13 protein-coding genes are annotated in these 14,074 nt (G+C 39.8%); 7 read left to right on the top strand and 6 right to left on the bottom strand.

From position 1 onward, the window contains the following. Positions 1-58 precede the first annotated feature (58 nt). The gene (locus tag J2746_RS04405) at positions 59-1,102 is read left to right on the top strand and encodes an AI-2E family transporter (RefSeq protein ID WP_209616895.1); all 1,044 of its coding nucleotides are present in this window, start codon (positions 59-61) and stop codon (positions 1,100-1,102) included. A gap of 468 nt (positions 1,103-1,570) precedes the next feature. Here J2746_RS04405 and tsaA read toward each other — a convergent pair whose 3' ends face one another. From tsaA to J2746_RS04425, 4 genes are read right to left on the bottom strand one after another with little or no spacing between them, the layout of a single operon-like run. After that, positions 1,571-1,957, bottom strand: a complete 387-nt coding sequence (gene tsaA / locus J2746_RS04410; protein ID WP_209616897.1) for a tRNA (N6-threonylcarbamoyladenosine(37)-N6)-methyltransferase TrmO — start codon at positions 1,955-1,957, stop codon at positions 1,571-1,573. 19 nt (positions 1,958-1,976) lie between these two features. Further along, positions 1,977-2,744, bottom strand: a complete 768-nt coding sequence (locus tag J2746_RS04415; protein WP_209616900.1) for an ABC transporter ATP-binding protein — start codon at positions 2,742-2,744, stop codon at positions 1,977-1,979. Then, positions 2,741-3,802 (bottom strand): FecCD family ABC transporter permease, encoded by a 1,062-nt coding sequence (locus J2746_RS04420; protein ID WP_209616904.1) that lies wholly within the window; start codon positions 3,800-3,802, stop codon positions 2,741-2,743. The genes J2746_RS04415 and J2746_RS04420 overlap by 4 nt, the downstream gene beginning before the upstream one ends. 9 nt (positions 3,803-3,811) lie before the next feature. After that, the gene (locus tag J2746_RS04425) at positions 3,812-4,957 is read right to left on the bottom strand and encodes an ABC transporter substrate-binding protein (protein WP_209616907.1); all 1,146 of its coding nucleotides are present in this window, start codon (positions 4,955-4,957) and stop codon (positions 3,812-3,814) included. 240 nt (positions 4,958-5,197) lie between these two features. Between J2746_RS04425 and J2746_RS04430 the strand changes: the two genes are divergently transcribed. Together J2746_RS04430 and J2746_RS04435 are read left to right on the top strand one after the other, a co-directional pair. Further along, entirely contained in the window at positions 5,198-6,184 is a 987-nt protein-coding gene (locus tag J2746_RS04430; RefSeq protein WP_209616910.1) for an ATP-binding cassette domain-containing protein, read from the top strand. After that, a complete protein-coding gene (locus tag J2746_RS04435; protein ID WP_209616913.1) occupies positions 6,181-6,963 on the top strand; it encodes an ABC transporter permease in 783 nt (260 codons plus the stop codon). Before J2746_RS04430 ends, J2746_RS04435 begins: the two co-directional genes overlap by 4 nt. A 101-nt stretch (positions 6,964-7,064) precedes the next feature. On the opposite strand, the gene J2746_RS04440 is transcribed toward J2746_RS04435, so the two are convergent. Continuing rightward, entirely contained in the window at positions 7,065-8,375 is a 1,311-nt protein-coding gene (locus J2746_RS04440; RefSeq protein ID WP_209616916.1) for an S-layer protein domain-containing protein, read from the bottom strand. 344 nt (positions 8,376-8,719) lie between these two features. Between J2746_RS04440 and J2746_RS04445 the strand changes: the two genes are divergently transcribed. Genes J2746_RS04445 through J2746_RS04460 form a run of 4 tightly spaced genes read left to right on the top strand, consistent with a single transcriptional unit; the run spans position 8,720 to position 12,611 of the window. Then, positions 8,720-9,892, top strand: coding sequence for an iron ABC transporter substrate-binding protein (locus J2746_RS04445; RefSeq protein ID WP_245249985.1), 1,173 nt, complete (start codon positions 8,720-8,722; stop codon positions 9,890-9,892). Positions 9,893-9,918: 26 nt separating this feature from the next. Next, positions 9,919-10,989 carry a FecCD family ABC transporter permease gene (locus tag J2746_RS04450; protein WP_209616919.1) on the top strand — a complete coding sequence of 357 codons (1,071 nt, stop codon included), beginning with the start codon at positions 9,919-9,921 and terminating at the stop codon, positions 10,987-10,989. Beyond that, complete coding sequence (locus J2746_RS04455) at positions 10,986-11,738, top strand: ABC transporter ATP-binding protein (protein WP_209616922.1); 753 nt, start codon at positions 10,986-10,988, stop codon at positions 11,736-11,738. Before J2746_RS04450 ends, J2746_RS04455 begins: the two co-directional genes overlap by 4 nt. 21 nt (positions 11,739-11,759) lie before the next feature. Continuing rightward, complete coding sequence (locus tag J2746_RS04460) at positions 11,760-12,611, top strand: class I SAM-dependent methyltransferase (protein ID WP_209616927.1); 852 nt, start codon at positions 11,760-11,762, stop codon at positions 12,609-12,611. A 286-nt stretch (positions 12,612-12,897) separates the two neighbouring features. On the opposite strand, the gene J2746_RS04465 is transcribed toward J2746_RS04460, so the two are convergent. Continuing rightward, a complete protein-coding gene (locus J2746_RS04465; protein ID WP_209616930.1) occupies positions 12,898-14,073 on the bottom strand; it encodes an aminotransferase class I/II-fold pyridoxal phosphate-dependent enzyme in 1,176 nt (391 codons plus the stop codon). Between the last annotated feature and the right edge of the window lies 1 nt (position 14,074).

Raw genomic sequence — 14,074 nt, forward strand, 5'->3', positions numbered from 1 at the left:
TTATCAGAGGACATCCGGATAATAGTCTTAAATACCAGGAAAAAGAATGTGAGAAGTAATGAACAATTCCAGTAAGATGCCACAGGCGCTTCTGATACTTACTATACTGGCAGCAGCTCTTGCATACGCCCTTTATCCTTATATTAATGCATTTTTTGGAGCCTTCATCCTATATGTTGTTTTCAAACCTCTGTATAAATATCTGGTGAGGAAGCGATTAAATAAAAGTGTAGCTGCTTTTACGATAATTATTCTCACCATTATACTGGTTCTGATACCTCTTTATTTACTTATGACCATAATCATAATCCAGATACAAAGTGTGCTTTTTAGTACAGATACGTTGCTGGCACAAATGACAAACATCAATACATATATAGATCAGCTTAATTTAGTCAGCCTGCCATTTGAGATTAATCTCCAGGAAAAGGTTACAGAAGTTGTGACAGCAGCAGCAAATTATTTCAGTGTGTTATTGATCAATGCGGTTCAAAGCATTGGGCAAAGAATGATAGAATTTGTGATTATGTATTTCCTGCTTTATTATCTCCTGCTTTCAACTGGTACAAAGTATTCCGATAAACTTACAAATGCAATTCCTTTCAGCAGGAGAAATACAAAAATACTCCTGGATGAATTTTCAAGAATTGTTAATTCAACCCTCATCAGTTCAGGAATTATCGCAATAATTCAGGGTGGTCTGCTTACAATCACATTCCTTCTGCTTGGAGTTGAAGGAGCATTTCTCTGGGGATTCATAGCCATCATACTTTCCTTCCTCCCGGTGGTTGGAGCAACGCTGATCTGGATCCCAGCTGTCATAATTCAGATAGTACAACAGGATTACTTTACAGCAGCAGGAATACTTATCGGAGGAATTATCCTCAGCTCCATTGATAATGTGCTAAGACCAATTATACAGAATAAGGTTGGAAGGATCCATCCACTCGAATCACTCATAGGAGTAATTATTGGTCTGAATCTTTTTGGCCTTCTGGGAATTATTATCGGACCTTTGCTGATATCCTATGTGGTCCTTATGGCGAAGATGTTCAATGACGAGTACCTGTCCGAAAATGAAACTAAATATGACAGATTATAATATTTATAAGCTCAGGTTGAAGAATCTAAAAAACTACTCTTTGAATTTAAGAAACAGATATATTAAAAAGAGTTTTAAAGAGCCGAAGAACCAGAACGCAGGCAAAAAGAAAGCATTTTTTGGGAGAGATGATGTTAGGGAATGTAGAGGGGATCTGCCTGCGTTCTGTTTATTTTAATTCGTTTTTGTACGTTTTTCTCTTCAGCGTTTTTCCGATGAACACATCGTACCACCTATGGTCAGCAAATCCCTGGTCAATTAGGTTTTGTGACCGCACACCCAAATATCTAATAATAATATATAAATATTTCTACATTATAATATATAATGAGACTCATTATTATGAGATTCGAGATTTAGGGAGAAAATGAATTGAAGTAAGCAAAAAATGAAAGTTCCAATAAGAGTATCCCTTGTAAAGAACGTCACATTCAAAAAAGAAATTTTTAATTTAAAAGAGAATGACTTTCAGAAAGCCTCATCAAAAACAGGCACATATGGTTTTATATCAATTACTGGTGTATTATCAATAGCATCAAGACCCTTTACTTCTAACTCTCTTCCTCTTTTTTCAATTAATTCTACTATAGTGACACCAATAGGATTAGGTCTCCCAGGTGTTCTTGAAGCAAATACTCCTTTTAAACCTCCAACCCTTCTCTCTGCTATCAGTTCATAACCTTTTGATTTGTCAAAGTAGAAAAGCACCTGAAGATGGGTACTATCTTCTATTTTATAGAGTCCTCCTTCAAATTCTTCATTAACAACAATAACACTGTTTGCTTTACGCATCTCTTCGGGTATAGCAGGCTCACTGAATGAGCTTTTTACCATTCCTATACTTTTAAATTCCATTATTATTCACCTTTTGATATCATTTACAAGCAATTTTTTTTGGCATTATCCATATCTGGTCAGAATCACGTTTAACGTCGACACTAACCCCATAAACAGGTTCAATATTTTCTGGCGTCAGAATATCAGTCCCACCTCCATGGAATATTTCCCCGTCTTTCATCATAAGTATCTTATCGCTATATCTTGCTGCAAGGTTAAGATCATGTACTGACATCACAACAGTAACATCATTGTTAGCCTGCTCCCTTGTAATTTCAAGAACTTCCAGCTGATGTTTAAGATCAAGACTACTGGTAGGTTCATCAAGCAATAGTATCCTTGGCTGTTGAGCAAGTGCCCTTGCAATTATTACTTTCTGCCTCTGTCCTCCACTTAGTTCATTTATGTTCTTCATTGAGAAACTGCTCAGGTCCATCATGTCTATGACATCTGACACTATTTCCAGATCCTTTGAACTGGGAATCCATTTCATATGAGGTTTCCTTCCCATTAAGACGGTATCAAAAACAGATGTTGGAAATGCTCCTCTTTCAGCCTGGGGAATGTACCCAACAAGTTTTGCAATATCTTCTCTGTGTAGTTTATTCAGGTCATATTTATCGATAAGAATTGATCCTTGCTTAGGGGTCAATATTTTATTCATACATTTGAGAAATGTAGTCTTTCCCGAACCATTTGGTCCTATTATTGAAAGAAACTCCCCTTTGCCAACCTTTAGATTCATGTTCTTCAATGTCGGTTTTCCATTGTAACTGAATTCAAGTCCTTCTATGTTTATTTTCACCAGTATTCCCTCCCCTTGATAATCAAGTATATGAACAGCGGAGCACCCAGGAAAGATGTTATTATACCAACCGGCAACACCTGTGGAGAAATAATATTCCTTGCTACGGTATCTGATGCAAGCAAAAGTAAACTACCCATAAGGCATGAGACCGGAAGCAAAAGCATTTCATTTCCACCTATCATCTTACGAACCATATGTGGCACAACAAGTCCCACAAATCCTATTATCCCTACTAAAGAAACTATCAGAGCAGACACAAAAGATGCTCCTATCATGGCTCTGATCCTTAGTTTATCAACATCCACTCCAAGACTTTTAGCTGTATCATCTCCAGAATTTAAAGCATTATAGTTCCAGCTGTTATATGCGAACCATATGGAAACTGGAATCACAAATAACGATATGATTCCGAGTTCGTTCCATGTGGTCTTACTTACATCTCCGAACTGCCAGAAGATAACAGAAGCAATTTGAGTATCTTCGGCAAAATACTGTATTGCACTGGTGCCGGCAGTGAATAGTGAACCAAGTGCAATTCCCGCAAGTATCATAATCTCGGGTGTTGCTTTCTTGAGTTTTGCAAGTGCCAGGATAACAGCTGTGGAGAATAGTGAACAGGTAAAGGCTGAAAGACTGGTGATATAAGGATTATCAAGAACAACGGCTCCGGTACTGTATGTGGTTCCGGTTCCCAGTAAAACAATAGAACAGGATGCACCGAAGGCAGCTGCATGTGATATTCCTAATGTGAAAGGTGATGCAAGTGGGTTTTTAAGTACACTCTGCATCGCAGCTCCGGATATAGCAAGACCTGCACCTGCAACAACAGCAGTAAGTACCTGTGGAAGCCTGATATTCCATATTATATTGTAGGCAGTACCACTTACTATCTGACCTGTGAATACAGAGTACATCTCTGTATAGGTCAGTTTTACAGGTCCGTTCAATATGGCATAAATTGTAAGGAGAGTCAACAATGTTACCGCTGACAATCCGAACAACAATTTCTGTCCTATATCTTTCCTGTATTCATCCAGAACCTGATTTTGGAACATTTTCAACCCTCAGAATGAAAGTTGTCTGGCGCCGCCTCCTAATTCTTCTTTTACTTTATCATATACCGGAACTCCGAAGAACATTTCATATATCTCATCTGCCTTTTCATCTATATCCACATCCTCAAACTGTTCAGGGTAAAGTACAGTCCCCATGTAGTATGAGTTTATGAGTACGCTTCCATAATTGCGCATGTATGCTGAAACAGGCAGGAATCCGTGAACATTTTCATCTTCAAAAGCCTTAATCTCTTTGTATGAAGGGTTTCTTTCCACATCAGAATTGACAAGATCAAGGTTTGAAAGGTCAACAAATATTACATCAGGATTCCATGAGAAAAGATTTTCCTGACTAACTGAGAATGCATGCGAAGTAATGGCATCCTCTTCAACTCCCCCCTCATCAAGTGCATGTCTGGCATTTATGAAATCAAAGGATGCAAATGGATATTGAGTAGACAGAATTCCATGCCCTCCCCTATGGGAAAGACCACCAGGGAAGGCAATTGGTTTCTCTTCTTCAGATATATTTTCTGTTCTTGCGTTCAAATCTGCTATCAATTGTTCAGTATATTCCTGCAATTCATTTGCTCTATCTGTTTTTCCCAAGACTTTTCCATATATCTGCCAGGTCTCATACAGGACCTCCCTGTCCCCATCAGCTAAGTCCCCTCCATCCATGTATATTACAGGGATACCTGTTTTAGTTTGATAATCCTCTGCATCAGAAACATCGCCGCCACTATTTCCAAAAAAGATAACATCCGGCTCTGCACCAGCGATCAGTTCAGGGTCACCTCCATGACCAGGACCTACTTCCGACAGATCAGACATTTCATCGAAGTAAACCAATCTGTATACTGCAGTGATAGTAGCGCTATCGTCTTTTTCACTTGATTCCACCCCAACTACCATATCCATTGCATCCAGATATGCTATCTGTCTGAGTGTACCAGCACCAACAGCAACAATTCTTTCCACGTTTGCAGGAACTTCAACTGTCCTTCCAGCCATATCTGTGATTTGCACAGTTTCCACTTCTTCTTCATATGTTTGAAGGCTTTGTGAGGTAGAAGAACTATCCGTGCAGCCCGATACAAAGGCTGAAATAGCGACTAAAGCTAAAACAAAAATTATTGTTGTATTCTTTTTCATTATCATTCTCCAAAATTATAACTAATACCCATTATGAAATAGAATATATATGTGTTTCTATTTACTAATATCTAATTTTTTAATAGCAATTGATATATACTAGAATGCTAAGCTTAAATAAAACAATTAGATGTTTTATCTTTTTGTATAACATTATTTCAAAAATAAATCCAGGTTTGTATTTACATTTACAGTGCGATTAATATTGCAAAGAACGACCGTTATTTAAAAAGAGGTATTATGAAAGCTATTGAAGTTAACAATTTAAGCAAATTATACCCTCCAAATATCAGAGCTGTGGATGATATCACATTCTCTATTGATCTGGGTGAAATATTTGGCCTTCTTGGACCTAATGGAGCAGGCAAAACCACAACATTAAAAGCCATCACAACTCTGGGAAAACCAAGCTCAGGCACAATTAAAGCTTTTGATATAGATATCATTGAGTCACCACAGAAAGCCCGACAGATGTTCGGATACGTACCCCAGGCAGTTTCTGCTGATGGGGATCTTACAGGTTATGAGAACCTTCTCATATTTGCCAAATTATTCTACGTGAACAAGAATGAACGTGAAAAAAGGATTAACAATGCCCTTAAGTATATGGGTCTTTCAGACAGAAGTCAGGACCTTGTAAAACATTATTCCGGCGGTATGATGAGACGGCTTGAGATCGCACAGGCCCTGGTAAACAGACCTAAAGTGCTTTTTCTTGATGAGCCAAGCATAGGACTGGATCCTTCTTCCAAAAGGCAGGTCTGGGAATACATTAAAAAACTGAATGAAGAATTTGGAATGACTATAGTCATTACAACCCATGATATGCTCGAAGCTGATGAGCTCTGCCACAGAATAGCTATAATGAATTCAGGGAAGATTGCAGTGATAGACACTCCCCACCTATTAAAAAAATCCATTGGGGGAGATATTGTATCTCTTAGCTTACAGGAAAGTGGTTTGAAATTATCAATTCCAGATGAACTGGGTTTGCTAATCGGCAATGATGATGACCGTGTATTAATCTCTACAGACAATGCTGAAATTGCAATTCCCCAGATAATAAGGCATTTTGAAAATAATGGAAGTGTAGTCCGATCTGTAACCGTTAACAAACTTACATTGGATGATGTTTTTATGAAATATGCAAGATCAAGCCTCCAGTCTCAAGGTACCATAAAGGATAATCGCTCCGTACGCAGGAGCTTTGCGAGGCGCGGAAGATGAGTAGAATTAACGAGTTCTATAACTTTGGATATAGTGCTCTGTCAATAGTTGAAATGGAAGTAAGGAAGATTCGCCACGATTCAACTGAGCTCTGGACAAGAGGTGTACAACCTGCATTATGGCTCCTTCTTTTTGGTGAGGTTTTTAACAGGGTTCGTGACCTTTCAATTCCGGGTTATGATTATATCCAGTTCCTTACTCCGGGTGTGCTTGCACAATCAGTTCTCTTCATTGCAATATTCTATGGAATAACCCTAGTATGGGAAAGGGATGTGGGTTTATTGACAAAATTGCTTTCTACACCATCACCCCGTTCTTCAATAGTAGTCGGAAAAGCACTGGCTGCAGGTGTAAGGGGAGTGTTCCAGTCATTAATGGTCTTTACGCTGGCAGTTTTCATGGGAGTTAATTTGCGTCACAACCTGTTGAATGTAGCAGGTGTTTTTGTAGTGATAATCCTGCTTGCAATGTGTTTCTCAAGTTTCTCAATGTGTCTTGCATCAATGTTGAAAACCAGGGAAAAGATGATGGGGATCGGTCAGATGATAACTATGCCCCTGTTCTTTGGTAGTAACGCCATCTATCCTATAACTCTGATGCCTCCATGGCTTCAATCTTTATCAAAATTAAATCCTTTGACATATGTTGTTGATGCACTCAGAGCCTTGCTGCTTACAGGAGATTACTCCACTATTCCAGAAGATATAGCATTTCTGTCTTTGATTACTTTAGTTCTCGTAATCCTTGCTTCGTTTTCTATTAGCAGGTTGCTTGAATAGTTACAAGTTTCATCTTTTTATTATATTAAAAAATCAAAAAACAAAAAAGAATGTAAAAACAGGTTAGAAATTATACCTAACCTGCAATTTCTATTTCTTTTTTACTGACGTTTGAACAGAAGCAAAGCGCCGACCAACCCGAAAATTCCCATAGTCATTTCAAATCCTGGTGTACTGACTGAACTTTCAACTTCAGGAACATCTTCTTCCATATCAACCTCAACATTTTCTTTATCCTCAGTACTTGCTGCTGATTCTGACTCCACTGCTACCTCTTCCTCAACTTCTTCTCCACCCATATCAACTACAACAACTTCTTCTTCAGCAGACTCTGTTTTTGAAGTTGTACCTTTACTTTTCACAGTACAAGTCTTCCTGAGTGTCATTTTAAGACATGGTGCATCAGTATCTTCAGTTTTAAGGTAAAGTCCACCATGAAGATCTATTTGTTTATCCCCGCTCAAAGTTACAGCCTTGTTACTGGAAAGAACAACTGCATCATCACCTGTATGGAGAACAGTACCTCCTTTACTACCAGCATAATCAATTCCATTCATAAGAGCCGGTACTTCAAAGCTTTCAACATCGAAAATGCCATATGTTGCATCACTTTCAATGGTGGTAATGTCACCACGGAGGAACGCATATTTGAATACCGCAAAGTCAGAGTCAGTACCTCTGAAAATTGATTCTACACTGCAATAGAATACTGGATTATCATCACTGTCTTTATAGAGATAAGTCCTTTCCATATTGGTCATATTTGCAGATGAACTGATAACTCCGCTATCAATTTCCTCACCATTCTTCTTCAGGTGTACCCAGACCTTTTCACCTTCAACATCTATCTGGTCAACAACAAGTGTCCATCCACCCGCAAGTTCCCATTCTTCTCCAGAGAACATCTGTTTCTTGTCGTCACTGTCGAACTGCAACATGATCTTGGCAATTTTGTCAGGCTTACAGCCCTGAGAAGGAGCTGAATTATCTTCAGGCATGACTAAATAACCTGGTCCAAAGAAACCCATTTGATAAATGAATTCGAGATCAACGTCATCAACAATAAAAGTGCCACCGTCATCTGAGCTTGCTATCTTTGACTTTTTCTTCTGTGGTTTGCATACATAGTAGAGGTCGCCTTCTTCAATTGTGTCACCAAGCTGAATTCTCTCAGAAGAGTTTACACTATTGTGAAGATAAAGAAGTTCACTTGAAAGACCAGGTTTTATTGGATACCAGAAGCCTGAAAAGGTATTTGCATCCCAATAAAAGTCACCTGCTGCTATTGAAGAATCTGAACTGTCATATACAGTGCTTCGAATCGTGTAAGTCGGATCATCAGCGCTAACTGGCACAATGAGCATTGCTACTAGAACTGATAATATACCCATGATTTTTACAATTTTTTTCACATCAATATCTCCGAAAAGAAAATCATAGACAGAACCCCATCCTATTTTGAATATGATTACAGGTAACCTGAAATAAAACTGATATTAGGTTTATTTCAGTGAGCCAACTGTTTTCTGATTTTCTTATTTTCAATAAAATAAGAGACAATTCTTGAAAACCAACATTTTTATCATTAAATGTTATGTTTGTTACTTTTTAAATCTCTTAAGTTACAATAAGCTTATCATCTGTTAGTATTATGGCATAAATAAATTTTGTTTTTATTTTTTTATATTCAGAAAAGCAAAACATTTATAGTTCCTTTGCATACCACATTTGACGTTCATTATTTCGGAGAACCAAAATGAAAGGAAAAAAGAGTCAATTTATGATTTTTTTGTTTGTGTTATCAGTGCTCTCGGTTCTGATATCAGGATGTACTGACACATCTACATCGCAAAGTATACAGACACAAGAAGAAGTGACAACCGTTACCATTACAGATGCTCTTGGCAGAGAAGTAGAAATTTCTGAAAACACAGAGCATGTTATCTGTTCAGGAGCCGGTGCACTCAGGCTTCTTACCTACCTTGAGGCACAGGACATGATAGTGGGCATTGAAAGAGGGGAAACAAAGAGTACAGCCTCAAATGCAAAACCATATTCACTTGCAAACCCACAGTTTGCCACTGATTATGAAGTGTTCGGTGAAACCAGGGGACAGGATGACCCTGAAAAAATACTCGCACTTGACCCACTCCCAGATGTAATAATCAAGACAAACTCCGCAGTTGGCTATGACCCTGCAGAACTTCAGGAAAAGACAGGAATTCCTGTTGTTGTAATCAACACAGGAGATCTTGCTGAAAACAGAGAAGATCTTGACGCAAGTTTCAGAATAATTGGACAGGTCGTTGGCAAGGAAGAGCGTGCTGAAGAAGTAATTTCATTCTTTGATGAAGCACTGGACGATCTGAACTCACGCACAGAAGATATTGCTGAGGAAGATAAGCCAACATGTTACGTCGGTGGAATCGGACGTGCCGGAGGACCACAAGGTTTCCAGTCAACTGAACCAACATACCCACCGTTCCTGTTCACAAATGCACTCAATGTTGCTTATGGTGACATGGACATAAATGTTGCAGATGTTTCCAAGGAAAAGATAATCGAGTGGGATCCTGACTACCTGTTCCTTGACCTGAATACAATCGAATGTGGCGATGATAGAAGTGGACTTAGCCTGCTTCAGAATGATGATTCATATGCCCTGCTTTCAGCAGTACAGAATGGAAATGTGTATGGAGTACTGCCATTCAACAAGTATGCAACCAACTTTGGTTCAGTTCTGGCAGACTCATATTTCGCAGGCCAGACACTTTATCCTGACAGGTTTGAGGATGTTGATCTTGAAAGCAAGACAATAGAAATATACACATTCCTTGTTTGCCAGGGTGACGAAGAGCGGGGAAGAGAGTTATATGAGTCCATGATCGGTACCTACGGCGTTCCTGCATTCACCAAACTGGACATATAAAACAGAATAAAAAACCGGTGAAAGGAATGGACACTATACAGGGTGACATTGCCCGTCGTTACAAAGAGCACACCTGCAGGAAAATTACCTATATCCTGTCCGGAGTTGCTTTCTTATTTTTAGTGCTTATAATGTCGATCTCATTGGGTCCAGTGGACATCCCCCCTCTTGAAGTCATACGGACACTTGCAGGAGAGAGTATTTCAATACGCTGGGACAGCATCATCTGGGATATACGTCTTCCCCAGGTGCTAACCGCCATTGTAGCGGGTGCCGGACTATCCGTAGCCGGCGTTGTGATGCAGTCTATTCTCAGAAATCCATTGGGATCACCTTTCACACTCGGGATATCAAATGCTGCAGCCTTTGGTGCAGCTGTTTCGGTTATGGTGCTTGGAACAGGTGCAACACACACTAATGTTGGCAGCGCTGTAACCATTAGCAACCCTTACATCACTACAATTGTAGCATTTGCATTTTCCCTTTTAGTGACTGTGATTATCCTTGCGTTTTCCCGGTTTAGAGGAGTTACACCTGAAGTTATGATATTAGTAGGTGTTGCAATGGGCTCACTTTTCACAGCAGGAACCATGATGTTGCAGTATTTTGCTGATGATACACAGCTTGCATCAATAGTATTCTGGACATTTGGTGATGTTTCAAGAGCAAGTTGGAGTGAGTTGGCCCTAATAACCGCAGTTGTAGTTTTATCAATAATCTATTTCACCATCAATCGATGGAAATACAATGCTATAGATGCTGGAGATGAAACTGCTAAGGGACTTGGTGTTAATGTTGAACAGGTAAGAATGAGGGGAATGACGTGTGCTTCCCTTGTAACTGCCATAATTGTTGCTTTCCTTGGTGTCATTGGTTTTGTGGGTCTTATATGTCCGCATATGGCCCGCAGGATAGTAGGAGATGATCATCGTTTTCTGATAGTAGGAAGTGTTGTGATAGGTTCATTGCTCCTGCTCAGCGCTGATACTGCTGCAAGGATGATGATTGAGCCTTACCAGTTACCAGTTGCGGTGCTGACTTCCTTTTTTGGTGCACCTACGTTTATATACCTTATTTTAGGAGCGAGAAGAATATGATACTTGAAGTGGACGGAGTGGAATTCCAATATAAGAGTAAGGAAGTATTGAAAGAGATTAAATTCGAGCTGAAAAGGAATGAGATTCTCTCAATACTCGGACCAAATGGTGTGGGAAAGACCACACTTCTCAAATGCATGAACGCAATTCTCAAACCAAAAAGAGGAACTGTACTCATAGAAGATGAAGACGTTCTCAAACTTGAACAGATCGAGATTGCAAGAAGACTTGGTTATGTACCACAACGCTGTGAGCCTGCAAGACTTACAGCCTTTGACGCTATCCTGCTTGGAAGAATGCCACACATCAAATGGAACATTACAACCGAGGATGTAATGATAGTTGAAGATACAATCAAGAAACTAAACCTTGATGAAATGGCATTAAGATACATAGATGAACTTAGCGGAGGCGAACTCCAGAAAGTTGGAATTGCCAGGGCAATAGCACAAAATCCTAAACTGCTACTTCTTGACGAACCTACAAGCAGCCTTGACCTGAAGAACCAGCTTGAGATTCTTGATACTGTAAAAGAAGTTGTCAAAAAAGAGAATGTTTCTGCCATCATGACAATGCATGACCTGAACCTTGCTTTCAGGTATTCTGATAAGTTCCTGTTCCTGAAGAACGGAACAATATTTGCAGCAGGAAGGATAGAAGATGTAACATCCGACACCATCAGGGAAGTATACGGAGTACCTGTGACAATACAGAATTATCAGGAAGTTTCAGTCGTTATACCGGTATAAAACATGTGGAGGAGGATAATTATGGATTTGAACTATCGGAATATAGACTGGGGAAGTGTATGGACTGACCAAATGAACAAGCATCTGGATAGTGGTAACAAGAAAGAATGTGCTTCCGTTTGGGAAGAAAAGGAAAGTGCAAAACGTTTCTGGGAGATGTCGCTCAGAGATGAACAGAAAAGAGCACGTGACGTCATCAGTAAATTATACATAAGTCCTGAATCCAGAGTGCTTGATATTGGTGCAGGTCCGGGTTCCCTTGCCATACCAATTTCTGAGAAGGTAAAACACGTAACTGCTGTTGAACCTTCTAAGGGTATGATAGAGGTCTTTGAGGATAACATTGCTGAATATAAATGTGACAACATTTCCCTTATCAAGAAAAGATGGGAGGATATTGATGTTGAAAAGGATCTCGATGGAAATTATGATGTTGTTATAGCATCCTTTTCTCTGGGAATGCCAGACATCCGTAAAGCAATAGAGGACATGCTGGCAGTAGCTTCAGGAAGAATCTACCTCTACTGGTTTGCAGGAATAAATTCCCGGGATGAACATTTTATGGAGCTCTGGCCACGTCTACATGGAACTGAATCTTATTCCAAACCTCATTCTGATATACTGTATAGTGTACTCTACCAAATGGGAATTCATCCGAATATGGAGGTATTTACATTTGAGAGAAGCGAAATCTACGAGAGTTTAGAGGAAGCGGTCGATAAGCTTTCAGATAATTTTTCACTGGAAAATGATCATCAAAGAACTATTCTGGAAGAATATCTGGAAGAGAATCTTAAAAAAGAGAACGGTAGTTATATTTATGACGCTTCTACCAGACGTGTAAGAATCTGGTGGGATACACAGAATAACTGATTATAAGGAGCAGGTATTCAATTACTTGTTCCTTTATTATGGGAGGAGAGTCGATTATCCCCCTCTTTCCTCCCTGTTACCATTCAGATAGTTCAAAGATAATGTAGTACAATCTTCGTCCTGAATTCACAATTTTTATTTTCGCTGCCATCAAGAATAAATTCACAATTCATTTTTATTTTGGTAAAGTTTAAGTATCACAATTCAACTCAGATCGTTGTGATGCATCTGGATGTTATTAGAAAACCAGAATCATGCTACCGAAAAATCAAAAATAGCCTTGCTTTCACAACCCATCCACAAAAGCCCCGATCCTCTCCAGAGCCTCTTCAATTTCCTCTCTGGAAGTTGCGTAGGAGCATCGCAGGAAACCTGTGCCGGCTTCACCGAACACACTGCCCGGGATTGTAACGACCTTCTGCTCGTTCATGAGGCGTTCTGCGAAATCCTCGGAACTAAGGCCTGTGTTCACAACTGATGGGAAAGCGTAGAATGCACCTTTTGGTTCGAAGCAATTGAGTCCGATCTTGTTCAGACCATTTACGATAAGATGGCGGCGTCTGTCGTAGTCACGGACCATGCGCTGCATTTCCTGTTTGCCATTCTTGAGGGCTTCGATGGCACCGATCTGTGCCGTAATCGGAGCGCAGAGCATTGAATACTGATGTATCAGCATCATTGCACTGATTATCTTTGGTGATGCCATTGCGTATGCCAGCCTGAAACCAGTCATTGCATATGCTTTTGAAAAACCGTTAAGAAGAATTGTTCTCTCCCTCATGCCTTCAAGGGATGCAAAACATGTGTGTCCACCGTTGTAGGTCAGACAATCATAGACCTCATCGGAGATTACCATGATATCGTGCTCGCAGACCACATCTGCAATAGCTTCAAGGTCTTCCCTGCCCATGGTTGCACCGGTTGGGTTATTGGGGAAATTAATGATAATTGCTTTTGTTTTTGCCGTGATTGCTGCTTCCAGTTCCTCGGCTGTGAGTTTAAAATGATTCTCAAGCTTTGTTGAGATAATAACAGGTACTCCGCCTGCAAACATTACCGAAGGCACGTATGCAACATATGATGGCTGGACAACAATTATCTCATCACCAGGATTGGTGATGGCTCTGATAGCTACATCAAGGGCTTCACTGACTCCTGATGTAACAAGGATCTCAGAATCCGGATTATAATTAATCCCATATTTTTCAGAGTAGTGGTTTGCCAGCTCTTCACGTAGTTCGATAAGGCCATAATTAGAAGTATATGAAGTTTCACCACATTCAAGCGAGTGAATGCACGCTTCCCTTATGTGCCATGGGGTCACATAATCCGGTTCACCTACGCCAAGGGAGATGACATCTTCCAGCCCGGACGCAAGATCGAAGTAGCGACGTATGCCTGAAGGAGGCACCTCGTTTATTACATCAGCTACGAATTTCGAAGGGGTGCATGCTTTTCTCATA

Origin of the sequence: Methanolobus bombayensis, assembly GCF_017873415.1 — an archaeon.
GTDB lineage: Archaea > Halobacteriota > Methanosarcinia > Methanosarcinales > Methanosarcinaceae > Methanolobus > Methanolobus bombayensis.

Excerpts from the sequence above, each read along its gene's own strand:
- J2746_RS04405 (WP_209616895.1), top strand. The coding sequence starts at position 59 with ATGAACAATTCCAGTAAGATGCCACAGGCGCTTCTGATACTTACTATA.
- tsaA (WP_209616897.1), bottom strand. The coding sequence starts at position 1,957 with ATGGAATTTAAAAGTATAGGAATGGTAAAAAGCTCATTCAGTGAGCCT.
- J2746_RS04420 (WP_209616904.1), bottom strand. The coding sequence starts at position 3,802 with ATGTTCCAAAATCAGGTTCTGGATGAATACAGGAAAGATATAGGACAG.
- J2746_RS04425 (WP_209616907.1), bottom strand. The coding sequence starts at position 4,957 with ATGAAAAAGAATACAACAATAATTTTTGTTTTAGCTTTAGTCGCTATT.
- J2746_RS04430 (WP_209616910.1), top strand. The coding sequence starts at position 5,198 with ATGAAAGCTATTGAAGTTAACAATTTAAGCAAATTATACCCTCCAAAT.
- J2746_RS04435 (WP_209616913.1), top strand. The coding sequence starts at position 6,181 with ATGAGTAGAATTAACGAGTTCTATAACTTTGGATATAGTGCTCTGTCA.
- J2746_RS04445 (WP_245249985.1), top strand. The coding sequence starts at position 8,720 with ATGAAAGGAAAAAAGAGTCAATTTATGATTTTTTTGTTTGTGTTATCA.
- J2746_RS04450 (WP_209616919.1), top strand. The coding sequence starts at position 9,919 with ATGGACACTATACAGGGTGACATTGCCCGTCGTTACAAAGAGCACACC.
- J2746_RS04455 (WP_209616922.1), top strand. The coding sequence starts at position 10,986 with ATGATACTTGAAGTGGACGGAGTGGAATTCCAATATAAGAGTAAGGAA.
- J2746_RS04460 (WP_209616927.1), top strand. The coding sequence starts at position 11,760 with ATGGATTTGAACTATCGGAATATAGACTGGGGAAGTGTATGGACTGAC.
- J2746_RS04465 (WP_209616930.1), bottom strand. The coding sequence starts at position 14,073 with ATGAGAAAAGCATGCACCCCTTCGAAATTCGTAGCTGATGTAATAAAC.